The 25,156-nt window shown below is 72.0% G+C and carries 24 protein-coding genes; 17 read left to right on the forward strand and 7 right to left on the reverse strand.

Translation table 11 applies throughout. The annotated features are described in order from the left end of the window. The first annotated feature begins 57 nt into the window (after positions 1-57). From C6Y44_RS13890 to prcA, 3 genes are all read left to right on the forward strand, one after another. Complete coding sequence (locus C6Y44_RS13890; RefSeq protein ID WP_006552173.1) at positions 58-249, forward strand: ubiquitin-like protein Pup; 192 nt, start codon at positions 58-60, stop codon at positions 247-249. Positions 250-338: 89 nt separating this feature from the next. Next, the gene (prcB, locus tag C6Y44_RS13895; RefSeq protein ID WP_225623829.1) at positions 339-1,100 is read left to right on the forward strand and encodes a proteasome subunit beta; all 762 of its coding nucleotides are present in this window, start codon (positions 339-341) and stop codon (positions 1,098-1,100) included. Continuing rightward, complete coding sequence (gene prcA / locus C6Y44_RS13900) at positions 1,097-1,909, forward strand: proteasome subunit alpha (protein ID WP_159418194.1); 813 nt, start codon at positions 1,097-1,099, stop codon at positions 1,907-1,909. The genes prcB and prcA overlap by 4 nt, the downstream gene beginning before the upstream one ends. Here prcA and C6Y44_RS13905 read toward each other — a convergent pair. Continuing rightward, entirely contained in the window at positions 1,810-3,408 is a 1,599-nt protein-coding gene (locus C6Y44_RS13905) for a bifunctional phosphatase PAP2/diacylglycerol kinase family protein (protein WP_159418193.1), read from the reverse strand. The genes prcA and C6Y44_RS13905 overlap by 100 nt on opposite strands. Before the next feature lie 31 nt (positions 3,409-3,439). On the opposite strand from C6Y44_RS13905, the gene pafA reads away from it, so the two are divergent. From pafA to C6Y44_RS28115, 7 genes are all read left to right on the forward strand, one after another. Next, entirely contained in the window at positions 3,440-4,798 is a 1,359-nt protein-coding gene (gene pafA / locus C6Y44_RS13910) for a Pup--protein ligase (protein ID WP_159418192.1), read from the forward strand. Positions 4,799-4,886: 88 nt separating this feature from the next. Then, positions 4,887-5,882 (forward strand): helix-turn-helix transcriptional regulator, encoded by a 996-nt coding sequence (locus C6Y44_RS13915; RefSeq protein WP_120282837.1) that lies wholly within the window; start codon positions 4,887-4,889, stop codon positions 5,880-5,882. Continuing rightward, positions 5,879-6,928, forward strand: a complete 1,050-nt coding sequence (locus C6Y44_RS13920) for a helix-turn-helix transcriptional regulator (RefSeq protein ID WP_159418191.1) — start codon at positions 5,879-5,881, stop codon at positions 6,926-6,928. The genes C6Y44_RS13915 and C6Y44_RS13920 overlap by 4 nt, the downstream gene beginning before the upstream one ends. Before the next feature lie 127 nt (positions 6,929-7,055). Continuing rightward, positions 7,056-7,313 carry a Sec-independent protein translocase subunit TatA gene (gene tatA / locus C6Y44_RS13925; protein ID WP_120282841.1) on the forward strand — a complete coding sequence of 86 codons (258 nt, stop codon included), beginning with the start codon at positions 7,056-7,058 and terminating at the stop codon, positions 7,311-7,313. A 104-nt stretch (positions 7,314-7,417) separates the two neighbouring features. Beyond that, positions 7,418-8,380 carry a twin-arginine translocase subunit TatC gene (gene tatC / locus C6Y44_RS13930; RefSeq protein ID WP_033098353.1) on the forward strand — a complete coding sequence of 321 codons (963 nt, stop codon included), beginning with the start codon at positions 7,418-7,420 and terminating at the stop codon, positions 8,378-8,380. Continuing rightward, complete coding sequence (locus tag C6Y44_RS13935) at positions 8,377-11,130, forward strand: DEAD/DEAH box helicase (protein ID WP_159418190.1); 2,754 nt, start codon at positions 8,377-8,379, stop codon at positions 11,128-11,130. Before tatC ends, C6Y44_RS13935 begins: the two co-directional genes overlap by 4 nt. Positions 11,131-11,237: 107 nt before the next feature. Continuing rightward, positions 11,238-12,119 carry a DUF4333 domain-containing protein gene (locus C6Y44_RS28115; protein WP_225623566.1) on the forward strand — a complete coding sequence of 294 codons (882 nt, stop codon included), beginning with the start codon at positions 11,238-11,240 and terminating at the stop codon, positions 12,117-12,119. Between the two features lie 9 nt (positions 12,120-12,128). Here C6Y44_RS28115 and C6Y44_RS13945 read toward each other — a convergent pair whose 3' ends face one another. Continuing rightward, complete coding sequence (locus C6Y44_RS13945) at positions 12,129-13,106, reverse strand: 5'-3' exonuclease (RefSeq protein WP_159418189.1); 978 nt, start codon at positions 13,104-13,106, stop codon at positions 12,129-12,131. A gap of 35 nt (positions 13,107-13,141) precedes the next feature. On the opposite strand from C6Y44_RS13945, the gene C6Y44_RS13950 reads away from it, so the two are divergent. After that, positions 13,142-14,272 carry a M24 family metallopeptidase gene (locus C6Y44_RS13950; protein ID WP_159418188.1) on the forward strand — a complete coding sequence of 377 codons (1,131 nt, stop codon included), beginning with the start codon at positions 13,142-13,144 and terminating at the stop codon, positions 14,270-14,272. Between the two features lie 45 nt (positions 14,273-14,317). After that, entirely contained in the window at positions 14,318-15,064 is a 747-nt protein-coding gene (locus C6Y44_RS13955; RefSeq protein WP_159418187.1) for an SDR family NAD(P)-dependent oxidoreductase, read from the forward strand. Positions 15,065-15,133: 69 nt separating this feature from the next. Here the strand turns inward: C6Y44_RS13955 and C6Y44_RS13960 are convergent, their stop codons facing one another. After that, complete coding sequence (locus C6Y44_RS13960) at positions 15,134-16,597, reverse strand: dihydrolipoyl dehydrogenase family protein (RefSeq protein WP_159418186.1); 1,464 nt, start codon at positions 16,595-16,597, stop codon at positions 15,134-15,136. Between the two features lie 96 nt (positions 16,598-16,693). Further along, positions 16,694-17,458 carry a precorrin-3B synthase gene (locus C6Y44_RS13965; protein WP_120282848.1) on the reverse strand — a complete coding sequence of 255 codons (765 nt, stop codon included), beginning with the start codon at positions 17,456-17,458 and terminating at the stop codon, positions 16,694-16,696. Between the two features lie 74 nt (positions 17,459-17,532). Here C6Y44_RS13965 and C6Y44_RS13970 point away from each other — a divergent pair, with 74 nt between their 5' ends. The 3 genes from C6Y44_RS13970 (at position 17,533) to C6Y44_RS13980 (ending at position 19,102) form a co-directional block, all read left to right on the forward strand. Beyond that, positions 17,533-17,949, forward strand: coding sequence for a PPOX class F420-dependent oxidoreductase (locus C6Y44_RS13970; RefSeq protein WP_120282849.1), 417 nt, complete (start codon positions 17,533-17,535; stop codon positions 17,947-17,949). 5 nt (positions 17,950-17,954) lie between these two features. Continuing rightward, on the forward strand, positions 17,955-18,455 hold the full coding sequence (locus C6Y44_RS28410; protein ID WP_159418185.1) for an acyltransferase: 501 nt from the start codon (positions 17,955-17,957) through the stop codon (positions 18,453-18,455). A gap of 113 nt (positions 18,456-18,568) precedes the next feature. Further along, entirely contained in the window at positions 18,569-19,102 is a 534-nt protein-coding gene (locus tag C6Y44_RS13980) for a glutathione peroxidase (RefSeq protein ID WP_159418184.1), read from the forward strand. A gap of 42 nt (positions 19,103-19,144) precedes the next feature. On the opposite strand, the gene C6Y44_RS13985 is transcribed toward C6Y44_RS13980, so the two are convergent. From C6Y44_RS13985 to C6Y44_RS13995, 3 genes are all read right to left on the reverse strand, one after another. Beyond that, on the reverse strand, positions 19,145-20,515 hold the full coding sequence (locus C6Y44_RS13985) for a metallopeptidase TldD-related protein (protein ID WP_159418183.1): 1,371 nt from the start codon (positions 20,513-20,515) through the stop codon (positions 19,145-19,147). Then, positions 20,512-22,023: a TldD/PmbA family protein gene (locus tag C6Y44_RS13990; RefSeq protein WP_159418182.1), complete on the reverse strand. Its 1,512-nt coding sequence runs from the start codon at positions 22,021-22,023 to the stop codon at positions 20,512-20,514. Before C6Y44_RS13990 ends, C6Y44_RS13985 begins: the two co-directional genes overlap by 4 nt. A 63-nt stretch (positions 22,024-22,086) precedes the next feature. Next, positions 22,087-22,851, reverse strand: a complete 765-nt coding sequence (locus C6Y44_RS13995; protein ID WP_120284331.1) for a TSUP family transporter — start codon at positions 22,849-22,851, stop codon at positions 22,087-22,089. Between the two features lie 105 nt (positions 22,852-22,956). Here C6Y44_RS13995 and C6Y44_RS14000 point away from each other — a divergent pair, with 105 nt between their 5' ends. Continuing rightward, entirely contained in the window at positions 22,957-23,499 is a 543-nt protein-coding gene (locus tag C6Y44_RS14000) for an FxsA family protein (protein ID WP_159418181.1), read from the forward strand. Between the two features lie 19 nt (positions 23,500-23,518). After that, a complete protein-coding gene (locus tag C6Y44_RS14005) occupies positions 23,519-25,129 on the forward strand; it encodes an amidohydrolase (RefSeq protein ID WP_225623567.1) in 1,611 nt (536 codons plus the stop codon). The last annotated feature ends 27 nt before the right edge of the window (positions 25,130-25,156 follow it).

Raw genomic sequence — 25,156 nt, forward strand, 5'->3', positions numbered from 1 at the left:
ACACCGATCGTCGACCGGTGACGGTTCCGCGCCGAGTACAGGAGGAGGTCGGCGGCTATGGCACAGGAGCAGACCACACGCGGTGGCGGCGGAGACGACGACGAGGTCGTCGGTGACGGCGGTGCCGGTCAGGAGCGTCGCGAGAAGCTCGCCTCGGACACCGACGATCTTCTCGACGAGATCGACGACGTGCTCGAGGAGAACGCAGAGGACTTCGTGCGGGCATATGTGCAGAAAGGTGGCCAGTGACAGCCGAACGATCCTCTCTTCCCTACCGCGAGGTGCAGCCGAAGCTGCACCTCGCGTCGCCCTTGTCGTCGTTCTCCGACCACCTGCGGATGCACGCCCCGGAGATGCTGCCGGAGAACCGGTTCCGGTTCGAACGAGGTGACCACGTGGACCTCGCCCCGCACGGCACCACCATCGTGGCGCTGACCTTCGACGGGGGTGTGCTCATCGCCGGCGACCGGCGCGCGACCATGGGCAACCTGATCGCCTCCCGCGACGTCGACAAGGTGTTCGTCACCGACAACTATTCGGCGGCCGGCATCGCCGGCACCGCGGGCCTGGCGATCGAGCTCGTGCGACTGTTCGCGGTCGAACTCGAGCACTACGAGAAGATCGAAGGGGTGCCGCTGACCTTCGACGGCAAGGCCAATCGGCTCTCGTCGATGGTGCGCGGCAATCTCGGTGCGGCCATGCAGGGCCTGGCCGTGGTGCCGTTGCTGGTCGGTTTCGACCTCGACGCCGCCGACGCGCACCGCGCCGGGCGGATCGTGTCCTACGACGTGGTCGGGGGCCGCTACGAGGAACGCGCCGGTTACCATGCGGTCGGCTCCGGATCGTTGTTCGCCCGTTCGTCGCTCAAGAAGCTCTACCGCACCGACGCCGACGAGCAGAGCGCGCTGCGCACCGCCGTCGAGGCGCTGTACGACGCGGCCGACGACGACACCGCCACCGGTGGTCCCGACACCACCCGCGGGATCTACCCGACCGCGGTGGTGATCACCGCGGCCGGCGCCGTGGCCGTCGCGGAGGAAACCCTGTCCGAGCTGGCCCGCACCATCGTGGCCGACCGCACCGCAGGAGATGCCCGGTGACACTTCCGTACTATGCGTCCGCCGAGCAGATCATGCGCGATCGCTCGGAGCTGGCCCGTAAGGGCATCGCCCGGGGCCGGTCTGTGATCGCGTTGACCTACGCCGGTGGTGTGCTGCTGGTGGCGGAGAATCCGTCGAAGGCACTGCACAAGATCAGCGAACTGTACGACCGGGTCGGTTTCGCCGCCGTCGGCAAGTACAACGAGTTCGAGAATCTGCGGCGCGCCGGGATCATGCACGCCGACATGCGTGGCTACTCCTACGACCGGCGGGACGTGACCGGGCGGGCGCTGGCGAACGCCTACGCGCAGACCCTCGGCACCATCTTCACCGAGCAGCCCAAGCCGTACGAGGTGGAGATCTGTGTCGCCGAGGTCGGGCGCGCCGACACCGACGACGGCCCGCAGCTGTACCGCATCACCTACGACGGGTCGATCGTCGACGAGTCGCAGTTCGTGGTGATGGGCGGCAACACCGAACCGATCGTCACCGCGCTGCGCTCGTCGTACAAGCCGGGTCTGCCGCTCGACGAGGCGGTCGCCGTGGCGGTGACCGCGCTGCAGCAGCCCGCCACCGCCGATGCGGCGCCGCGGGTGCTCGGTCGCGGCGAACTCGAGGTCGCAGTGCTCGAGAAGCAGCGGCCGCGCCGCGCCTTCCGCCGTATCTCGGGGGCGGCGCTCGACGCGCTGCTGCCCAGCACCGGGTCCGCTCAGGCGGCGCCGTCGGCCGCGCCCGCCGATCCGGCCCCCGAATCGGGGTCCGACACCACGACCGGCTCGGAGACCGGGTCCGGTCCCGACGCGGGCTGATCCACCGCGAGCCGATAGACCGTCAACGCCGACGGCACCACCTCGAAGTCGAAACCGGTGCCGTCGGCGAGGACTTCCCCGTCGGTGGCCAACGCCACCGGATCCCCGATGACCTCCACCGACAGGCCCGGGCTGTGCCGTTGCCGGTACATCGGTGAGGCGCCGAGGGTTCCGGTCGCCGCAGCGACGAGCAGCCGGAACCGCGAGAACCGGCTCTCGGCCGGCAGATACCGCACGTCGAGGGTGCCCGGATCCAGATGCGCGCGGGACATCGGCACCTGATCTGCCGGGGTGTAGCGGCCGTTGCCGACGAACAGCAACCACACCGCCCGTCCCGCCCCGTCGATCCGTACGGGCATCGGGCTCGCCGTGCGCAGCACCGCGAGCATCGCCAGCCCCGCCGCCGGCCACTTGCCGATCCGCGGTTCCCAGTGCTCCCGCAACCGCACCGCATCCGGATAGCCGCCCAGGCTGGCGGTGTTGACGAACCGCCGCACCGTGCGTCCCTCCGGCCCGGTCACCGTCACCTGTCCGAGCCCGACGGCCACCGCCTGCCCGGCGGTGACCGCCCGCACCGTCTCCTCCAGATCCACCACGCCGAGGTCGAGCGCGAAATGGTTGAGGGTGCCCCCGGGGAACACCGCCACCGGCAGCCGCGCGTCGACGGCGACGTCGAGCACCGCCGCGACCGTGCCGTCCCCACCGCACACCCCCACCGCCTGCGGCCGATACTCGGTCAGCAAATGTTCCAGTTGCTCCGCCGGATCGCGCTCGGGGTCCAGGTCAACGCGCCGCAGCCCCGGGAGCGCGGCGGTGACCGCCGCGGCGATCTCCTCGGCGGTCCCGGCGTCTCGGTTGACGACCAGCAGCATCCCCTCACCGCCGGGCAGGGCGGGCGCAGCCGCCACGACCTGCACGGTCGCCGGTTCGCGGCTGCGCACCGCCCACCAGCGGCGCGTCGACCACGCCACCGTCGCCCCGACCGCCCCGCCGACGAGCACGTCACCGGGCCAGTGCACGCCGGTGTGCACCCGCGAATAGGCCACCGCCGCGGCCAGCGGCGCCAGAACGACCCCGGTCGCAGGGGATTCGAGCGCCACCCCGGTCACGAACGCCGCCGCCGACGCGGCGTGCCCGGACGGGAACGACGACGAGCGGGGGATCGGCACACTGCGGCGCCGGAACTTCGGGTCGGTGCGCGCCGGGGGTCGGCGGCGCGGCAACAGCGGCTTGAGCAGCCCGTTGGTCAGGGCACTGGCCCCGGCCACCGACAGCAGGCCCCGCACCGCCCCGCGGCGGGCGTGACCGCCGGCGGCGGCGCACACCGCGGCGCACGCGACCCACAGCACACTGTGATTGGCGGCCCGCCCGAGATCGCGCAGCAACGGGTCGGCGGGGGACGGGCGCAGCGCCCCGGTGCGCTCGAACAGGGCCCGGTCGGCGGTGCGGTAACGCTCGCGAACGATCACACCACGACCGTAGATGTCGTTGCGACCCATGGGGGTCGGGTTCGCGCGGTACTGTCGAGGTGTGCAGCGACGAATCATGGGTATCGAGACGGAGTTCGGCGTCACGTGTACCTTCCACGGGCATCGTCGGTTGAGCCCCGACGAGGTGGCCCGCTATCTGTTCCGCCGGGTGGTGTCCTGGGGGCGCAGCTCGAACGTCTTCCTGCGGAACGGGGCGCGACTGTATCTCGATGTCGGCTCGCACCCCGAGTACGCCACCGCCGAGTGCGACGACCTGCTCCAGCTCGTCGAGCACGACCATGCCGGCGAGCGGGTCCTCGAGGAACTGCTCATCGATGCCGAGCAGCGTCTCGCCGAGGAAGGCATCGGCGGCGATATCTTCCTGTTCAAGAACAACACCGACTCGGCGGGCAACTCCTACGGCTGCCACGAGAACTATCTCGTCGCCCGCGTCGGCGAGTTCTCCCGCATCTCCGATGTGCTGCTGCCCTTCCTGGTGACCCGGCAGCTGATCTGCGGCGCCGGGAAGGTGCTGCAGACCCCCAAGGCCGCCACCTTCTGCCTGTCGCAACGCGCCGAGCACATCTGGGAGGGCGTCTCGTCGGCGACCACCCGGTCGCGGCCGATCATCAACACCCGCGACGAACCGCACGCCGACGCCGAGAAATATCGGCGCCTGCACGTGATCGTCGGGGACTCGAACATGTCCGAGACCACCACCATGCTCAAGGTGGGATCGGCGGCGTTGGTGCTCGAGATGATCGAGGCCGGGGTGCCGTTCCGGGACTTCGCGCTCGACAACCCGATTCGCGCCATCCGCGAGGTCTCCCACGACCTGACGGGCCGGCGCCCGGTGCGCCTGGCCGGCGGCCGGCAGGCCAGTGCCCTGGACATCCAGCGCGAATACCACGCGCGGGCCGTGGAGTATCTGCACCAGCGCGAACCCGACCCGCACGTCGCGCAGGTGGTGGACCTGTGGGGCCGCGTCCTCGACGCCGTCGAATCGCAGGACTTTGCGAAGGTCGACACCGAGATCGACTGGGTGATCAAGCGCAAGCTGTTCCAGCGCTACCAGGACCGCTACGACATGGAGCTGTCGGATCCGAAGATCGCCCAGCTCGACCTGGCCTATCACGACATCAAGCGCGGCCGCGGCGTGTTCGACCTGCTGCAACGCAAGGGGCTGGCGGCGCGGGCCACCGACGACGAGTCCGTCGACGCCGCGGTGAACACCCCGCCGCAGACCACCCGGGCGAAGCTGCGCGGTGATTTCATCGCCGCCGCACAGGCCGCAGGCCGTGATTTCACCGTCGACTGGGTGCATCTGAAGCTCAACGATCAGGCGCAGCGCACGGTGTTGTGCAAGGACCCGTTCCGGTCGGTGGACGAACGCGTCGAACGGCTCATCGCCTCCATGTGAGCACCGCCGCCCGTCGGAGCGGACCATCCGGTCCGATCCGATGGACGGTGATGCGGTGCCGGCGGCGCGCGGGCACTAGGGTTGGCGCGTGGCGATCTCGAAAGTCGAACGGCTGGTGAACCTGGTCATCGCGCTGCTGTCCACCCGACAGTTCGTGACCGCGGAGAAGATCCGTGCCTCGGTGGCCGGTTACTCCGAATGCGCGAGCGACGAGGCGTTCAGCCGCATGTTCGAGCGGGACAAGAACGAACTGCGCGATCTCGGGGTGCCCCTGGAGACGGGCCGGCCGTCGCGGTCGTCGACGGTGGAGGGCTACCGCATCAACCGCGACGCCTACGAACTGCCCGAGATCGACCTCACCCGCGAGGAGACCGCCGCCGTGGCCGTCGCCGCCGCACTGTGGGAATCGCCGGAGCTGACCGCCGCCGCGCAGGGCGCGGTGCTCAAGCTGCGTGCCGCCGGGATCCGCGTCGACACCGACGGCGGGGAGGTGGTCGCGCCGCTGCCGCCGCGCGCCCGTGGCTCCGAACCCGCGTTGACGGCATTGCTCGCCGCGATCGACGCGCGCCGCGCGGTGCGGTTCACCCACCGCAGTTCCCCCACCGAGCCGTGGTCGACGCGCACCGTCGAACCGTGGGGTGTGGTCACCGTGCACGGCCGCTGGTATCTCGTCGGCCACGACCGCGACCGCACTGCGGTGCGCACCTTCCGGCTCTCGCGCATCGGCGACGAGATCACCGCGATCGGCCCCGAAGGGGCGGTGCAGATCCCGGAGGGCGTGGATCTGCGGGGGCGGGTGCTCGCCGCGACCTCCCCCGCGGAGGTGAGCGGATCGGCGCGGCTGTGGGTGGCGGACGGGCGCGCCTGGGAGCTGCGCCGGCTCGGACAGGCCGGCGCGGCCCGGCGGATCGGCGACCGCGACGGGGTGGAACTCGAGGTGCCGGTGCGCTCGTGGGAGTGGATCGCCCGGATCGTCGCCGGGCAGGGCGCGGACGCGTTGGTGCTCGACCCACCGGAATTGCGGGCCGAGGTGCAGCGCATCCTCGAACAGGCAACCACGACTGCGGGGGAAGAGGGTCGATGAGCACACGACTGTCGGCGCGACTGGGACGACTGCTCAATCTCGTGCCCTATTTCCTGGCGCACCCGGGGACCAGCGCGGCCGAAGCCGCCCGCGACCTGGGGGTCACCCCGAAGCAGGTGATGGACGATCTGAACCAGCTGTGGGTGTGCGGGCTGCCCGGCTACGGGCCCGGCGATCTGATCGACCTGTCGTTCTCCGAGGACAGCATCGTGGTGACCTTCACCGCCGGCATCGAACGCCCTCTGCGGTTGACCTCCACCGAGGCCACCGCGCTGCTCGTGGCGCTGCGGTCGTTGCAGGAGATGCCCGGTGTCGTCGACCCGTCGGCGGCGCAGTCGGCGATCGCGAAGATCGAAGCGGCGGCCGGGACCGCCGCGCTGCCCGCCGACACCGCCACCACCACTGACACCGCCACCACCACTGACACCGCCACCGCCGTCGCCGAACCCGATCCGGACACCGCCGGGGACTCCGACGCCGCCGGACAGGTGCGGGCCGCGGTGCGCGACGGGCGCGCCGTGCACCTGACCTACTATTCGGCCTCCCGCGACACCGTCTCCGAACGCGACGTCGACCCGATCCGCATCGTCATCATCGACGAGCACGCCTATCTGCAGGCCTGGTGCCGCAGCGCCGAAGGGGTGCGGCTGTTCCGCTTCGACCGCATCGACGCCGCCACCGTGCTCGACGAGCCGGCGCGCCCGCCGCATCGGGCGATCACCGACGACGAGCACCTCGAACTGTTCGAGGGCGACCCGTCGCTGCCCGCCGCGCGGTTGCGCATCGCCCCGTCGTACACCTGGCTGCTCGACTACTACCCGCTCACCGACGTGCAGGTGCTCTCCGATGGCAGCTGCGAGGCGTCGATGCGGTACGCCTCGCCGGGGTGGATGGCGCGGCTGCTCGTCGGGCTCGGCGCCGGGGTGCAGGTGCTCGACCCACCGGAGTTGCAGGCGGCGGTGCGGGCGCGGGCCGAGGCGGCGCTGGCCGCCTATGCCGAGCTCGACGGGGAGAACCCGGCCCGCGGCGCGGGGCCGACACCCTGAGGGCGGCGATGTGAAACATCGGTATGAACCCTCCGCAAATTGTGGGTGGATACACCGGCGCGAAGCCTCGGGCTGTGCTCGAGGTCCGGTAGCATCGATCGGAGCCGATCAGTGGAGGTTGTTGTAAATGGGTGCAATGAGCCCCTGGCACTGGGCCATCGTGGCGCTGGTGGTCGTGATTCTCTTCGGTTCGAAGAAGCTGCCCGACGCCGCGCGCGGTCTCGGTCGTTCGCTCCGGATCTTCAAGAGCGAGGTCAAGGAGATGCAGAACGACGACGCCCGGGCGTCCGCGCCGCAGCAGCCGGCGCCGAATCCGTTGCCGGCCGCGCAGCCGACAGCCGATCCCGCCGCGCCGAACACGCACACCGAACCGCGGTCTGCCTGACCGACGTTCATCCTGCCGGGGCGCCCACCACGGGTGTCCCGGCGTTCCGCTGACCCCGGCACGCCCGCACGCCGGTGGTCTCGACAGGAGCTGAGAACCGCACCGTGCGCATCCCGTTCGATCCGCGCCGAAGCCGGCGCAAGACCAATCCCGACGGCACCATGTCGCTGGTCGAGCACCTCTACGAATTGCGCACGCGTCTGCTGATCGCTCTCGCTGCGATCGTGCTCACCACCATCCTCGGATTCGTCTGGTACAGCCGCAGCCTGTTCGGCCTCGACAGCCTCGGGGAGATCCTGCGCGGCCCCTACTGCGACCTGCCCGCCTCGGCCCGCGCCGACCTGAGCAACGACGGGGCGTGCCGACTGCTCGCCACCGGACCGTTCGAGCAGTTCATGCTGCGCCTGAAGGTCGCCGCGACCGCCGGCATCGTCATGGCGTGCCCGATCTGGCTGTACCAGTTGTGGGCGTTCGTCACCCCCGGCCTGTACCGCAAGGAACGCCGCTACGCGATCGGCTTCGTCACCTGCGGGGCGGCGCTGTTCGTCACCGGCGCGGTGCTGGCCTATCTGGTGATCTCCCACGCCTTGTCGTTCCTGTTGTCCGTCGGCAACGACGTGCAGGTCACCGCCCTCTCGGGCGCCGAATACTTCGGGTTCCTCATCAACCTGCTGGTGATCTTCGGGGTGTCCTTCGAGATCCCGCTGGTGATCGTCGCGCTCAACGGCGTCGGGGTGCTGCCCTACGCCAAGCTCAAGGCGTGGCGGCGCGGGCTGATCATGGCGGTGTTCGTCTTCGCCGCCATCGCCACCCCCGGCCAGGATCCGTTCTCCATGCTCGCCCTGGCGTTGGCGCTCACGCTGCTCGTGGAGTTCGCCATCCAGATCGCCCGGCTGACCGACCGGCGCCGCGCCCGCAAGGCCCGCGCCGAAGGCTGGGCCGATCTCGACGACGACGAGGGTTCGACGATTCCGGCCCCCAGCCCGGTGGAGCCGGCAGCGCCGACGGCGCCCACCGACACCGTCCGGACCGATCCGGCCCGCACCGACTACTCCGACACCCTGTGACCGGCGACCCCGCTCCCGGCCCCGGTGACGACGAGACCGGCACCGCGCCGCTCGTCCCCACCCCGCAGCTCGCGGAGTTCGCCACCGGCCTCGGGTTCCCGCTCGATCCGTTCCAGATCGAGGCGTGCCGCGCCCTCGAGGGTGGGCATTCGGTGCTGGTGTGCGCCCCCACCGGCGCCGGCAAGACCGTCGTCGGCGAGTTCGCGGTGTATCTGGCGCTGCAGGGCGGTTCCAAGTGCTTCTACACCACCCCGATCAAGGCGCTGAGCAACCAGAAGTACGCCGATCTGTGTGCCCGGCACGGCCGGGACTCGGTGGGTCTGCTCACCGGCGACCAGTCCATCAACTCCGATGCGCCGGTGGTGGTGATGACCACCGAGGTGCTGCGCAACATGATCTACGCGTCGTCCACCGCCCTGATCGGGCTCACCCACGTGGTGATGGACGAGGTGCACTTCCTCGCCGACCGGTTCCGCGGTGCGGTGTGGGAAGAGGTCATCCTGCACCTGCCGGAGGACGTGCGGCTGGCGTCGCTGTCGGCGACGGTGTCGAACGCCGAGGAGTTCGGTGACTGGATGACCACGGTGCGCGGCGACACCACCGTCGTCGTCGACGAGGTGCGGCCCATCCCGCTGCACCAGCACATGATGCTCGGCTCCCGCATCTACGACCTGTTCGACCGCCGCGCCGACACCGACACCGCCCCGGCCCGGCGGCGCCGGGACATCGTCGTCAACCCGGAGCTGGCGTCGGCGGTGCGGCAACGGCAGAGCCTGTCCGGGATGGACCGCTGGGGTGAACGCGGACCCCGTTTCCGGCCGCCGCCGCGCCCGGAGGTCATCGTCCGCCTCGACCGCGACGGTCTGCTGCCGGCCATCACCTTCGTGTTCAGCCGCGCCGGCTGCGACGCCGCGGTGCAGCAGTGCCTGCGCTCGGGTCTGCACCTGACCGACGACACCGAAGCCGCGGAGATCCGCCGGATCGTCGACGAGCACACCCGGGATCTGCCGCGCGGCGACCTCGAGGTCCTCGGTTACGCGTCGTGGCGCACCGCCCTCGAACGCGGCATCGCCGCTCACCACGCCGGGATGTTGCCGGCCTTCCGGCACACCGTCGAAGAACTCTTCGTGCGGGGGTTGGTGCGGGCGGTGTTCGCCACCGAGACCCTCGCGCTGGGCATCAACATGCCGGCCCGCACGGTGGTGCTCGAAAAGCTCGTCAAGTTCAACGGCGACACCCACGCCGAGCTGACCCCCGGCGAGTACACGCAGCTGACCGGCCGGGCCGGGCGGCGCGGTATCGACGTCGAGGGCCACGCGGTGGTGCTGTGGCAGCCGGGCATCGAACCGGCCTCGGTCGCCGGGCTCGCCTCCACCCGCACCTTCCCGCTGCGCAGCTCGTTCCGCCCGTCCTACAACATGGCGGTCAACCTCATCGACGCCGTCGGGGTGGAGCGGTCGCGGGCGCTGCTGGAGATGTCCTTCGCCCAGTTCCAGGCCGACAAGTCGGTGGTCGGTCTCAAACGCGGCATCGACCGCAACGAGGCCACCCTCGAGCAGCTGCGCGATCAGCTCGGTGGTGAGGGCAGCGAGATCCTCGACTATCTGCGGTTGCGCGCCGAGCTGACCGACGCCGAACGCGCCCACGAGCGGCGCGGCAAGCAGGATCGCCGGGCCGCGGCGGTGGCGTCGCTGGTGACCCTGCGGCGCGGCGACATCATCGCCGTGCCCGCCGGCAAACACACCGGCCTGGCGGTGGTGGTGCTACCGGACACCGACGCCGGTGATCCGCGGCCGCAGGTCGTCACCGCCGACGCCTGGTCCGGTCGCCTCTCCGCGGGGGATTTCCCGACCCCGGCGACGGTGCTGGGCACGCTGCGGCTGCCGCGGCACGTCGATCACCGCACCGGCCGCGGGCGCCGCGACATCGCGTCGGCGTTGCGGTCGAAGGGCCTCGTGCCGCCGCGCCGCCCCAAGCGCAGCAAGTCCAAGGGCGACACCCGCGAGATCGACGCGTTGCGCCGGCAACTCAAGCATCATCCGGCCCGCAAGCATCCCGATCTGGATTCGCTGGCGCGGGTCGGGGAGCGCTACCACCGGTTGCTGCGCGACACCCGGCAGCAGCGCCGCAAGGCCGCCGCGGCGACGGATTCGCTGGCGCGCACCTTCGAGCGGATCGTCGCGCTGCTCACCGAACGCGGCTATCTCACCGAGGGTGACGATCCGGCGACCACCGAGGCGGGGGAGCGGCTCGCCCGCATCTACACCGAATCGGATCTGCTGGTCGCCGAATGCGTGCGGCGCCGTGCCTGGGCGGGACTGTCCGCCGCCGAACTCGCGGCGGTCGCCTCCGCGGTGATCTACGAATCGCGCACCGACGAGCCGGTCACCGTCGTCGGGCCGACCGGCCCGATCCGGCACGCGCTGGCCGAGACCACCCGGATCTGCGACGGCTTGCGGGCCGACGAGATCCGGCACCGGCTGCCCCCGACCCGCGAACCGGATCTCGGTTTCGTCACCGCCGCCTACACCTGGGCGTCCACCGCGTCGCTGACCGAGGCGCTCGTCGCCGCGGAGGCCGCCGGCAAGGAACTCTCGCCCGGAGATTTCGTGCGGTGGTGCCGGCAGCTGATCGATCTGCTCGACCAGATCCGCACCTGCGCGGACGATCCGGAGCTCGCCCGCACCGCCGGCAAGGCGGTCGGGGCGGTGCGCCGCGGGGTCGTCGCCGTCGATCCCACCGCCGAATGACCCGGCCCCCGCGGGGGTGTCCGGGACGCCCGGTAGGCGTGGATGCCCGCGCGGCGGGTGGACGCTACCGTATGGGCACACAACGGGAAGGGTGAGTGGAGACGACGATGACCGGGCCGAACGAACCGCAGGACTCGCCGGGGCAGAGGCCGCCGGAATCGACGGATCCATGGGCACCGAACCCGACCTCCGGGGGAGGTGAGCAGCCCGGATCGCCGTGGGCGCCGCCCGCCGGCCAGCAGCAGTGGGGGCAGGGCAGCGGCACCGGCTGGGGGCAGTCGCCCGCCGGGCAGTCGCCGTGGCAACCCGACACCGGTGCGGGTGGGAACGCTCCGCAGCCCGGGTGGGCGCCGCCGGCCGGGCAGCAGACTCCCGCACAGCCCGGTCCCGGGCACCAGAATCCGTGGGGTGCGCCGACCGGTGCACCGCAACAGGGCTGGGGTCCGGCCCCGCAACACCCCGCCCCCGGCTGGGGACAGCAGGCACCCGGTCGACAGGCACCCGGACAGGCGCCGGGCTGGGCCCAGCAGCCGGGAGCACAGCCGTGGGGCGCGCCCGGTCAGCAACCGACACAGCCCGGGTGGGGTGGTCAGCAGCCCGCCGGGGCGCGACCCTGGGGAGCGCCCGCGAACACCTGGCAGCAGCCCGGCACACCGCCGCAGAACGGCCCGCAGACAGGGAAGTCGACGCTGCCGTGGATCCTCGGCGGCGTCGGACTCGTCGTGGTGCTCGCCATCATCGGGATCCTCGCCGCGACGATGTTCGGCGGGAAGGTCCTCGACACCGAATCCACCCAGGCCGGCATCGCGAAGGTGCTCACCGAGTCGTACGGGGCCGGGCAGGTCGGCGACGTGCAGTGCCCCAGTGACCAGAAGGTCGAGGCCGGACACAGCTTCACGTGCGCGGTCACCGTGGACGGCCAGTTCCGGGAGGTGACCGTCACCGTCACCGACGACAACGGCACCTACGAGGTGGGCCGCCCCAACTGACCGGGACGGTCAGCGGTCGGCCAGGGCCGCGACCAGCGCGGACACCGGCCGTTCCAGACCCCACCGCTGCGCCAGCGCGGTGAGCTGCTCCGGATCGGCCGGTGCCGCCGGCAACACATCCGAGCGGGACAGATCCACGTCCGCGTCGGTGGCGACCCGCACCACCGGCAGCGCCGCATCCAGATAGTCCGCCGCAGCGGCGAGTTTGACCCGCATGCCCTTCGCCAGCGACGTCGACTCGTCGAGCGCCGCCGCGCGCACCGCGTCGAGGGAGCCGTACTGCTGCAGCAACGACGCGGCGGTCTTCTCCCCGACACCCTTGACGCCCGGGAGTCCGTCCGACGGGTCGCCGCGCAGCGCCGCGAGTTCGGCGTAGGCGGCGCCGGCCCGCTCGGCGGGCACCCCGTAGCGTTCGGCGACCAGCGCCGGATCGAACAACTCGGCCTTGGCCAGGCCACGCCCGGCGTAGAGCACCCGCACCGGCACCGGACTGTCGGTGACGACCTGCAGCAGGTCGCGGTCGCCGCTGACCACGATCACCCGATCGGTGGTTTCGCGGGCGGCGAGGGTGCCGAGCACGTCGTCGGCCTCGAAACCCGCTGCGCCGCCGGTGGCGATGCCGGCGGCGGCGAGCACCTCGAGAATCACCGGCACCTGCGGCAGCAGCGCAGGCGGGACCTCCTCGACGGTGCCGTCGGACCCGGCGGCGACCCGGTGCGCCTTGTAACTCGGGATCGCCGCGACCCGGAAGGCCGGGCGCCAATCCAGATCCAGGCACACCACCAGCCGGGTGGGACGGTGGGTGCGGATCAGCGAGGCCACCATGTCCACGAAGCCGCGCACCGCGTTGACCGGGCTGCCGTCGGGGGCGGTGACCTTCTCCGGGATGGCGTGGAAGGCGCGGAACCACAGGCTCGCGCCGTCGAGCAGCATCAACGTGGGGTCCGGTGCGGGCGTGGGGTTCTCCGGTGCGGTCACGGACCACATCCTGCCATCCGGCCGCGGCCACTAGTCTCGAAGACATGACCACTGCCGCCACCCGATTCCCCGCCGACCGTTACGCGGCCCGCCTGGCCCGCGCCGCCGAACTCGGTGCCGCCGCCGGCGTCGATGCGCTGCTCATCACCCCCGGACCGGACCTGCGGTATCTCACCGGCTCCCGCGCCGAGTCGTTCGAGCGCCTGACCTGCCTGGTGATCCCCACCGACGGTTCCGGGGCCACCGTGGTGGTGCCGCGGCTGGAACTGGCGTCGCTGAACGACTCCGCCATCGGTGAACTCGGTCTGCCGGTGCGGGATTGGGTGGACGGGCAGGACCCGTACGCGCTCGTGCGTGAACTCGTGGCGACCGCAGGGGCGTTCGCGGTGGCCGAGGCGATGCCGGCGCTGCATCTGGTGCCGCTGACCGCCCGGTTCGGCAGCGCCCCGGCGCTGGCGACGTCGGTGATCCGGCAGCTGCGGATGGTCAAGGACGCCGACGAGGTCGAGGCCTTGCGCCGCGCCGGTGCCGCCATCGACCGGGTGCATGCCCGCATGGGTGAATGGTTGCGCGCCGGGCGCACCGAAGCCGAGGTGGCTGCGGACATCACCGCCGCGATCCTCGAAGAGGGGCACACCGCGGCGGCGTTCGTCATCGTCGGTTCCGGCCCGCACGGCGCCGACCCGCACCACGAGGTGTCCGAGCGGGTCATCGAATCCGGCGACATCGTCGTCATCGACATCGGTGGTCCCGTCGAGCCGGGCTACTACTCGGATTCGACCCGCACCTACAGCATCGGCGAACCGAACCCGGAGATCGCGACGAAGATCGCGGTGCTCGAGAAGGCACAACAGACCGCGGTCGACGCGGTGCGTCCCGGGGTGCGCGCCGAGGACGTCGACGCCGCCGCCCGTAACCTGCTCGCCGCCGCCGGTTACGGGGAGGCGTTCGTGCACCGCACCGGGCACGGCATCGGCCTGTCGGTGCACGAGGAGCCGTACATCGTCTCCGGCAACGACGACACCCTGCAGCCCGGCATGGCATTCAGCATCGAACCGGGCATCTACTTCCGCGGCGAGTGGGGGGCGCGGATCGAGGACATCGTCGTCGTCACCGAGGACGGCTGCGAGTCGATGAATCTGCGTCCGCACGGGCTGACGGTGCTGCCGGGCTGAGACCCGACACTGCCTCCCGGAAATCGACCCGGGACACTGGGCCGCATGAACCACAGCGCGCAGGGAACCGTCGTCATCTTCGGGGGACGCAGCGAGATCGGCATCGAGGTCGCCACTCGCCTCGCGCCGGGCCGCACCGTGATCCTGGCCGCGCGTCGCGCCGACGACCTGGTCGACGAGTGCGCCGCCGTGCGGGCGGCAGGGGCGACGGCGGTGCATCCGGTCGAGTTCGACGCCGACGCCCTCGACACCCACACCGCGGTGCTCGACCGCATCGCCGCGTTCGGGCCGATCGATGTGGCGGTGCTGGCCTTCGGCATCCTCGGCGACCAGGCCCGTGCGGAAACCGATGCGGCGCACGCGGTGTCGATCGTGCACACCGACTATCTCGCGCAGGTCGCGCTGCTCACCGACCTGACGCAGCGGTTGCGCGCGCAGGGCTCGGGTCGGCTGGTGGTGTTCTCCTCCGTCGCCGGGTGGCGGGTGCGCCGCGCCAACTACGTCTACGGCTCCGCGAAGGCCGGCCTCGACGGTTTCGCGTCCGGCCTGGCGGATGCCCTGCACGGCAGCGGAATCTCGCTGCTGCTGGTGCGCCCCGGTTTCGTGATCGGCCGGATGACGGAAGGTATGAGCCCGGCACCGCTGTCGAGCACCCCACCGCAGGTCGCCGACGCGACGGTGCGGGCGTTGCACCGCGGGCGCGGGGAGGTGTGGGTGCCGGCGGTGCTGCGGCCGGTGTTCTTCGGGATGCGGCTGCTGCCGCGCGCGATCTGGCGGCGGCTGCCGCGCTGACCGCCGGCGTGCAGTTCCCGTCGTCGCGGTTCGGCGTGTCGCGACGACAACTGCACGTTCGAGAGGCGGTCAGCTGCGGCGGGATTCGAGCAGTCGCAACCAGATCTCGCTGATGGTGGGGTAGGACGGCACCGCATGCCACAGCGCATCCAGCGGCACCTTCCCGACCAGGGCGACGGTGGCGGCGTGGACGAGTTCGGCGACCTCCTGGCCGACGAAGGTCGCGCCGACGAGGGTGTCGGTGGCGCGGTCGACGACGAGCGCGGCGTGCCCGGCGTAGTCGTCGCGGGCCAACGAGGCACCGGCAACGTCGATGTCGGCCTCGAGGACCTCGACGTCGAGTCCGTCGGCGCGGGCCTGCTCGGCGGTGCGGCCGACCGCGGCGATCTCCGGGACGGTGAAGATCACCTGCGGGACCTGCCCGTGGTCGGCGCTCGCCCGGAACCGTGACCCGTCGGTGGGGCGGTTCTCGGCGCGAGCGGCGATGACGTCCCCGCACACCCGCGCCTGGTATTTGCCCATGTGGGTCAGGGCGGCGCGACCGGCGATATCCCCGACCGCATACAGCCATTGCCCGTCGACCCCGTCGACGGTGAGGTCGTCGGCGACCGTCACCTTCCCGTCGGTCAGGCCGACGCTGTCGAGACCGAGTCCGTCCACGGTGGGGTGGCGGCCGGCGGCGACGACGATCTCGTCGACCTCGACGATGCTGCTGTCGGACAGTTCGACGGTGGCGGGACCGCCGTGGATGCAGCCGACGCCGGTGTCCTTCACGTCGGGGCGCTGCACGGAGCGGATCTCGGTGCGGTACCGCACATCCAGGCCCTTGTCGGCCATGCGGGCGGCGACGCGTTCGGCGGCGAACGGCTCCACGCGCGGCAGCAGGCGGTCGCCGCGCACCGCGAGGGTGAGTTCCTCGACGCCGAGTTGCCGCAGCCAGGTGGCGGTTTCGCAGGCGACGACACCGCCGCCGACGACCAGCACCCGGCGGGGGATCTCGCGTAGGTTCGTCGCATCCCGGGAGGTCCAGGGCAGCGCGTCGCGCAGCCCGGGCAGGTCCGGGATCGACGGGACGGTGCCGGTGGCCAGCACGACCGCGTGCCGGGCCTGCAGGCGACGCTCCCCGTCGGCACCGGAGACGGTGACGGTGCGTTCGCCGTCGAGGCGACCGTGGCCGCGCACGACGGCGATGCCCGCGCCCTCGGCCCAGTCCACTTGGGAGCTGTCGTTGCGATTGTGGGTGAAACTGTCGCGGCGGGCGAGCACGGCCGGTACCTCGACTCCGTGGGCGCTGATCTTGTCGGCGACGCCGGGCATGTTGCGGGCGGTGGCGAGCACCTGTGTGGGACGCAGCAGAGCCTTGCTGGGCATGCACGCCCAGTAGGAACATTCGCCGCCGACGAGTTCGTGTTCGACGAGCACCGCGGTGCGGTCGCTGCCGGCGATGGCGTACTGGGCGGCGTTCTCCCCGGCCGGACCCGCGCCGAGGACGATCACGTCGTAGCTGTCGGATTCCGCTGTCGGACCGCTCATCCGTCCACGATAGGCGCGGCCGAACCGTCGGCGGGCCGGATCGGCGGCGACGGTCCGGTTCGCGAAGTCCGCCCGTTCGTGCAGGTCAGCGGTGGCTCAGTGCAGGTGCGGGGAGTCGGCGTCGAAGATCAACCCCATGGGGGCGAGCACCCGCACCACCTGCTCGGCGGTCCACTCGTCCAGATCGCACAGCAGCACCGACCGCCACGGGGTGACGATCACCGGACGGTCGACGGCGGCGAGGAATTCCGCCAGGCGCGCGGGGAGGATCCCGCCGGGCAGCCCGCCGGCGAGGGTGACGGCTCCGTCGGGCTGGTCGAGCCACCCGATCGGTGGCCGCGGCTGCTCCGGCACCGGTTCCGGGGCACCGGTGGGGTCGGTCGGTGGGGTGAGCAGCGCGTCGGCGGCGTCGTCCGGGGCGACGCGCACCCCGGTGTCGGCGCCGTCGCGGATCACCGCGAAGCGACCGTCGGGGCGGGCGAGGACCGCGACGGTGGGGGCCAGGGCGACGATGTCGCCGGTGCCGTCGTCGAGCCCGAGGACGGTGCCGGCTGCCACCGGCCGGTCGTCGAGGTGCGCGATCACCGCGGCGGTGAGGTCGCGCAGGTCGTGGTGTCCGCCGATACGGCCGCTGAGCGGCGAGACGAGAAGCCGTGCGCGGGTGGGCACGTCGACGGTGAGGCCGGCGGCGGTGACGGCCGCGGCGATCGCGGTGTGGTCGCCGCGCACCTGCAGCTGGGCGTGGGCGGTCAGATGCAGTTCGCCACCGCCGTGGGTGTGGGCGAGTTCGGCGAGCAGCTGCACCTGCGCGGAGGTCAGGTGCCCGGCGGGCAGGTGCACGTCGACAGCGGTATCGGCCATGACCGCCAGCGTAGAACGCGGCGCCCGCGGGACGAGCGCTGCCGTGAGACCGTGCGGTTTGTAGGGTGGGGGCCATGCCCGAGTCGACGACCCCCACCTTCGCGGACCTCGCCGCCGCCAAGTTCGTGCTGCTGACCACCTACCGCAAGGACGGCAGCGCGGTGGACACCCCGGTGTGGGCGGCGCCCGACGGGAACCGGTTGCTGGTGTGGACGGTCGCCGACGCCTACAAGGTGCGGCGGTTGCGCCGCGATCCGCGGGTGTCCCTGGCGATCTGCGACGCGCGCGGCAACGCGAAGTCGGCGGCGGTGCCCGGCATCGGGGAGGTGCTCGACGCCGACGGTTCGGCGCACGCCCGGTCGGTGATCGCCCGTAAGTACGGGTTGCTCGGCCGGATCATCGTCGGCGCGAGCGTGGTGCGCCGTGGCCGCACCGGCACCGTCGGGTTGGCGTGTGTGCTCGATCCTGCCGACGACACGGCCGGCCGGTAGACGTCGTGGCGCGCTCTCACACCTACCGGTCCCAGGCGATCGCGGTGGCGCTCGCAAGCAGCCCGCTGATCTCCGGTTCGAAGCGCTGGAAGTGGTTGCGCCGCGCCGGTGTCGACGCCGCACCGCCGAGCCTGATCCACACCCGCGTGGTGGTGCAGGGCCTCGGCCGGCTCACCCTCGGCGCGGGCTCGTTCGTCAACCACGGCTGTTATTTCGACACGGTCGCCGACATCGTCGTCGGGCAGCGGGTGTTCCTCGGCGACCATGTGCGGGTGCTCACCAGCAGTCACCGGATGGGTACCGCCGAACAGCGCGCGTCGACGTTGACGGGGGAGCCGGTGACCATCGGCGACGGCGCGTGGATCGGTTCCGGTGCGGTGATCATGCCGGGCGTGAGCATCGGCGCCGGCGCGGTGATCGGCGCGAACTCGCTGGTGACGAAGGACTGCGCCCCGCACACACTGCATCTGGGCAGCCCCGCCCGGCACGTCCGCGATCTGGACTGACCCGCACCGGCAGCGCGTCCGGATCGTCCCGGTTCGTCCGATCCCGTAGGGTCCGTGGTGATCTCGGCCTCACCTGCGGGGCCGAGCCGATCGAACCCAGTACAGGAGAGCGCATGTCCGTGCACGAGTACACCGTGGCCACCGCCGACGGCGGCAGCGAGGATCTTGCCCGCTTCGCCGGCCGGTATCTGCTGATCGTCAACGTCGCCAGCAAGTGCGGCCTGACCCCGCAGTACGAGGCCCTCGAGGCGCTGCACCGCGAGCTGGGTGAGCGCGGCCTGCAGATCCTCGCGTTCCCGTGCAACCAGTTCGGTGGTCAGGAACCGGGCAGCGACAACGAGATCCAGGAGTTCTGCCGCGTGAACTTCGACGTCACCTTCCCGGTGTTCGCGAAGCTCGACGTCAACGGCGCCGACGCGCACCCGCTCTACCGGCATCTGCGCGCCGAGGCTCCCGGCGATTTCGGGCCGCAGCACGGTTTCCTGTTCGAGCACGTGAGCAAGATCCGCCCGGAGGCGATCGGCACCGACGACGTGAAGTGGAACTTCACCAAGTTCCTCGTCGACCCGCAGGGCGCAGTGGTGCGCCGCTTCGAGCCGACGGTCACCCCCGAGGAGATCGGCAAGGAACTCACCGACCTGCTCTGAACCCCTGCCGGTCCGGTCGGTGCCTACCGACCGGACCGGACGTCAGTGAGCGGCGCTGACCGACGACATGTGGAAGTCGGGGATGCGCACGGGCGGCATCGCGGTGCGGGTGAACCAGTCCTTCCACTCCCGCGGCAGGGTGCGTTCGGTGGCGCCGATCTCGGTGGCGCGGCCGAGCAGATCCACCGGGGATTCGTTGAACCGGAAGTTGTTCACCGCCGCCCGCACCTGCCCGTCCTCGACGAGATACACCCCGTCGCGGGTCAGGCCGGTCAGCAACAGCACCGCCGGATCGACCTCCCGCAGGTACCACACGGTGGTCAGCAGCAGACCGCGTTCGGTGCGGGCGATCATGTCGTCCACATCGGCGGTACTGCCACCGGTGAGCAGCAGATTCTCCCCCGGCGCCGTGGGGGTGGCGCCGAATTCGGCGGCCGCGGCCCGCGGATACGCCAGCGCGTGCAGGGCGCCGTCGCGGAGCCAGTCGACCCGCCCGGCGCTCATCCCGGTGTCGAACACCGAGACGCTGTCGGTGGAGGCGGTGGCGACCACGAACGGTGCATAGCCGAGCCCCGGGGCGGCCGGATCGGACGTCAATGTCACCGGCAGTCCGGCGATCTGCTCGCCGAGGCGGGTGCCGCCGGGCTCCGCCCACACCGACCGGCCCTCCTCGGCGCCGCGCCCGTCGAGGGACCACAGCAGCGGGATCATCAGGTCCGCGACCACCGACGGCGGCAGCAGCGTCTCGTAGCGTCCGGCGGGCAGGTCGACGCGGGTGCCGGCCCAGTCCAGCCGCCGCGCCAGTTCGGCACGCAGCGGATCCATTGCGATGTCGGTGAAGTCGACGGTGCCGGCGCCGACCCAGGCGCTCGCCCCGGTCAGGCCGCCGCGTTTGCCGTTGATCTCGAGCGAGCCGTCGCGCTGCACCCAGCGGCGCCGCACCCCGGTGGAGGTGCCCAACCACATCGTCGTCGACCGGTGGTGCGCGAATCCGTAGAGGGCGTCGGTGTCGTCGAAACCGGCGGCGAGCCCGTCGAGGAGCGGGGCGAAGACCTCCACGTCGGTGCCGACAGCCTCGTCGCCCCACTGCGGGTCGGGGCCGTCACCGTCGATCAGCGGCATCGCATCCGGGGCCGCCGGGGCCTGCTGCGCGGCCGCCCACGCCGCGGCGACCACCGCGCCGATGTCGGCGGCGTCGACGATCGCGGCGCTGACCACCCCGCAGTGCGCCCCGTCGGGGGTGCGGCGGATCGCGAGGATCGTGGCACCGCGGGCGCGGGCGGAACCGTTGGTGGTCATCGAACTGCCGGCCCACCGCAGCGACGCCTCGGCACTGTCGGTGACCATCACGATGGTCTCGTCGGCGGGCGAGGCCGCCAGCGCGGTCTCGACGAGTCGGTCTCCGGGGATCATCGGCCACCTTCCTGCACCGTGTTGAGCACGTTCACGCCGCGCACCAGCACCGACGGGCAGCCGTGCGAAACGGATGCGACCTGCCCGGGTTGCGCCTTGCCGCAGTTCATCGCGCCGCCGAGCTGCCAGGTCGACGCTCCGCCGACCGCCTCGAGCGCACCCCAGAATTCGGTGGTCGACGCCTGATAGGCCACATCGCGGACCTGACCGGCGAGCCGGCCGCCGCGGATCCGGTAGAACCGCTGCCCGGTGAACTGGAAGTTGTGCCGCTGCATGTCGATCGACCAGCTGCGATCGCCGACGATGTACAGCCCGTCGTCGACCCCGGCGATCAGCTCGGCGGTGCTGCGATCGACCACCGGATCGGGTTGCAGCGACACGTTCGCCATCCGCTGGATCGGCACGTGATGCGCCGAATCGGCGTAGGCGCAGCCGTTCGAGCGGGCCACCCCGAGCTTCGGGGCGAACGCCCGGTCGAGTTGATAGCCGACGAGCACCCCGTCTTTCACGAGATCCCAGGACTGGGCGGCGACCCCGTCGTCGTCGTAGCCGACGGTGGCCATGCCGTGCGGTTCGGTGCGGTCGGCGGTGACGTGCATGGCGTCGCTGCCGTAGCGCAGGCTGCCGAGCAGGTCGGGGGTGGCGAAGGAAGTGCCGGCGTAGGCGGCCTCGTAGCCGATGGCCCGGTCGTATTCGGTGGCGTGCCCGACCGACTCGTGGATCGTCAGCCACAGATTCGTCGGGTCGATCACCAGATCGGTGCGGCCCGGGGTCACCGACGGGGCCTGCGCCTTCTCCGCGAGCTGCTCGGGCAGCTCGGCGAGCTCACGGCTCCAGTCCCACCACCGGTCCGAGGCCACGTACTCCCAACCGCGGCCGGTCGGCGGGGCCAGGGTGCGCATCGACTCGAAGGTGCCGGCCTCACGGTCGACGCGGGTCGCGTCGAGATCGGAGTGGATCCGCACCCGCTGCTGGGTGATCGTCGACCCGGCGAGATCGGCGTAGAAGGTCTGTTCCTTGACCAGGGTCAGATTCGCGGCGACGTGGTCGACGCCGTCGGCGTCCTGCAGTCGCCGCGAACGGTCCTCGAGCACCGCGAGGCGCTCGGCCGCGGGGACGGTGAACGGGTCGATCTCGTACGGCGAGACCCACACCGCGTCCCGGTGGACCGGTTCGTCGGCCCACTGCACCGGATCCCGGTTCAACGCGCGCAGGGTGCGGGCGACCGCGACGGCGCGGGCCGCGGCATCGGCGGCGCCGTCCGGGCCGGGCACCGGATGCGACGCGAATCCCCAGGTGCCGTCGAGCAGCACCCGCACCGCCACCCCGCAGTCGCTGTCGTCCACCGCCGCCTGCAGCGCGCCGTCGCGCAGGGTGCTCGTCCCGGTCCGGATCCGATGCACCCGCACATCGGCGTGACTCGCGCCCGCCGCTCGCGCCACCGTCAGACCCGCGTCGGCGGCCGCGTGCAACGGCAGGGCCAGAAAATCGTCGTCCACCGCATTCACCCGCCCACGGTAACGCCGGGATAGGGGACGCCGGGGTTGCCGCACCGATCGCCGCGGGGTGGCTCAGCCGAACTGTTCGATGCCGAGCCGGATCACCATGGCGATCACCACGACCAGCAGCACCACCCGCACGAATCCGGCGCCGCGTGCGAGCGCCATCCGGGAGCCGAGCACCGATCCGGCGACATTGCACACCGCCAGCGCCGCCCCGAGCGCCCACCACACGTGCCCGCCGACGGCGAACAGCACGAGCGCCCCGAGATTCGAGCCGAAGTTGAGTACCTTCGCCATCGCCGCCGAGGTGACGAACTCGCTGCCGAGCATCGCCGCGAACACGATGATGAAGAAGGTGCCGGTGCCGGGCCCGAGGATCCCGTCGTAGAAGCCGATCACCGCCGCGGCCGTGACCACGACGGTGACCAACCGCAGCGTCGACGGGCGGCGGATGCTGCCGGTGCCGAGTTTCGGGCGGGCGGTGACGAACACCGCCACCGCGACGAGCACCACCATCACGATCGGGATGAACACCTCCCGGTCGATGAGCGAGACCGCCGCCGCCCCCGCCGCGGCGGCCAGCGCGGCGACCAGGGCGGCGGGGCCGAGCAGCGACCAGCGCAGCGGGATGCGCCGCGCGAAGGTCAGCACCGCCGCGCCGGTCCCGCAGATCGCGGTGAGCTTGTTCGTCGCCAGCGCCGCCTGCGGCGTCAACTGCGGGGCGACGAGGAACAGGGCGGGCAGCAGGATCAGCCCGCCGCCGCCGACCACCGCGTCCACCCATCCGGCGGCCGTCGCGGCGGTCATCAGCAACGCCCAGTCACCTGCAGTCATGGCGGCCATTCGATCACGCGTCGCATCCGGGGGGCGGGTGCGGGAGCAAAACCGGTGGCTCGTTCGTTGACCGGACAGAAACCACCGACGGAAGGAAACCCCGCCGTGTACCCGTTGTTGTTCGTGCTCTACGTCGTGGCGGAGATCGCGGTGCTGGCCTGGCTCGGCTCCACCCTCGGCGCCCTGGCCACCGTGTTGATCTTCCTCGGTGTCAGTGCCGCCGGTTACCTCGTGCTCGCCGCCCTGGGGCGCCGGGCACTGCGCAACCTCGGTGAACTGCGCGGCGGCCGGGCACCGCACGCGAATTCCCCGGAGCAGGTGCTCACCGACGGTGCGCTCATCGGCGCCGGCGCGGCGCTGGTGCTGATCCCCGGCATCGTCAGCACCGTGCTCGGGGTGGTGTTGCTGCTGCCGACCCGCGCCGCGCTGCGTCCGGCGGTGCGCACGCTGGTCGCGCGGCGGGCCCGCGCCACCGGGTTCTCCGCGCAGCGGCTGGTGGTGGTCGACGGGCAGGTCGTCGATCACAGCGTCGTCGGGGGTGCCCCGCACCTGACCGGTGGTCCGGCCGTGACCGAGCAGGTCGACGACCGTGGCACCGTGCTCGAAGGGGAGATCGTGGACACCCCGCGCCGCCGCGAAGAGCGGTAACCGGGCAGACTGGGCACTCGTGAGCCCTGCACCGCACACCCAGCTTCTCGTCGGCGGCCGCATCTACAGCGCCGGTGCCCCCGATGCCACCGCGATGGCCGTCACCGACGGCACGGTCGTGTGGGTCGGGCAGGACCGGCCCGGCCGCGCCCTGCACCCGGACGCCGAGATCGTCGACCTGCACGGCGCGTTCGTCGCCCCCGGTTTCGTCGACACCCACGTGCACACCACCAGCCACGGCCTGGCCCTGACCGGGCTGGACCTGACCGACGCCGTCGACCGCGACGACGCGCTGCGCCGGGTCCGCGCGCACGCCGACGCGCACGACGACGCGGTGATCTGGGGACACGGCTGGGACGAGACCCGCTGGCCCGACCCGACCCCGCCGACCACCGCCGACCTCGATGCCGCCGCCCCGGCCCGGCTCGTCTATCTCGGCCGGATCGATGCGCATTCGGCGGCGGCGTCGAGCGCGTTGCGGGCCGCCGCCGAACCCCTCGACGAGCTGGCCGGCTTCGATCCGCAGCAGCCGCTGACCGCCGCGGCACACCATGCGGTGCGCGGCGCCGCCCGCCGCGGGTTGACCGCCGCGCAGCGTGCCCGCGCCCGCCTGGCGGCGCTGGACGATTTCGCCGCGCACGGCTACGTCGCGGTGCACGAATGCGCCGGCCCCGACATCTCCGGGCTCGACGACTTCACCGAACTGCTCGGCACCGACCATCCGGTGCAGGTGCGCGGCTACTGGGGGCAGGCGGTGCGCACCGGCGAAGAAGCCGCGCAGCTGCTCGCCGAGACCGGCGCCGACGCCCTGGGCGGGGATCTGTTCGTCGACGGGTCGATCGGTTCGCACACCGCCGCGCTGGCCCGCCCCTACGACGATCTGCCGGACTGCTGCGGCACCACCTATCTGACCGAGGACGAACTGACCGCGCACGTGCGCGCGTGCACCTCGGCGGGCATCCAGGCCGGTTTCCACGTCATCGGTGACGCGGCGACCACCGCCGCGGTCGCGGCGTTCGAGACGGTCGCTGCGGAGGTCGGGGGACCGGCGCTCGCCGCGCGCGGGCATCGGCTCGAGCACGTCGAATCGTTGACCGTCGCGCAGGCCGAGGTGTTGGCGCGGTACGGGGTGATCGCGAGCATGCAGCCGAGCTTCGACGCCTTGTGGGGCGGGCCGGACGGGATGTACGCGCAGCGGCTCGGCGCCGACCGCGCCGCGGCGTTGAACGCGTTCGCGCCGCTGGCGGCGACCGGTCTGGCGTTGGCGTTCGGCTCGGATGCGCCGGTGACGGCGCCGCGGCCGTGGCCGATGCTGCGGGCGGCGGTGCACCACCGCACCGAGGGCAGCGGGATCTCGCCGCGGGCGGCGTTCGCCGCCGCGACCCGCGGGGCGTGGCGCGCCGGCGGGGTCCGCGACGGTCTGGCCGGCACCCTCGATCCGGGTGCGCCGGCGTCGTATGCGATCTGGGAGGTCGGGGAGCTCGTGGTCAGCGCCCCGAAGGATTCGGTGCAGCGCTGGTCGACGGATCCGCGGTCGCGGGTGGCGCCGCTGCCGGATCTGTCGCCGGGCACCGCCGATCCGGTGCTGGTGCGCACTGTGCACCGCGGCCGGGTCGTGTACGCGCGGTGACCGGCCGGCCCTTCGCGACGGTCACCG

Origin of the sequence: Rhodococcus rhodochrous (genome assembly GCF_014854695.1) — a bacterium.
Classification (GTDB): Bacteria; Actinomycetota; Actinomycetes; order Mycobacteriales; family Mycobacteriaceae; genus Rhodococcus.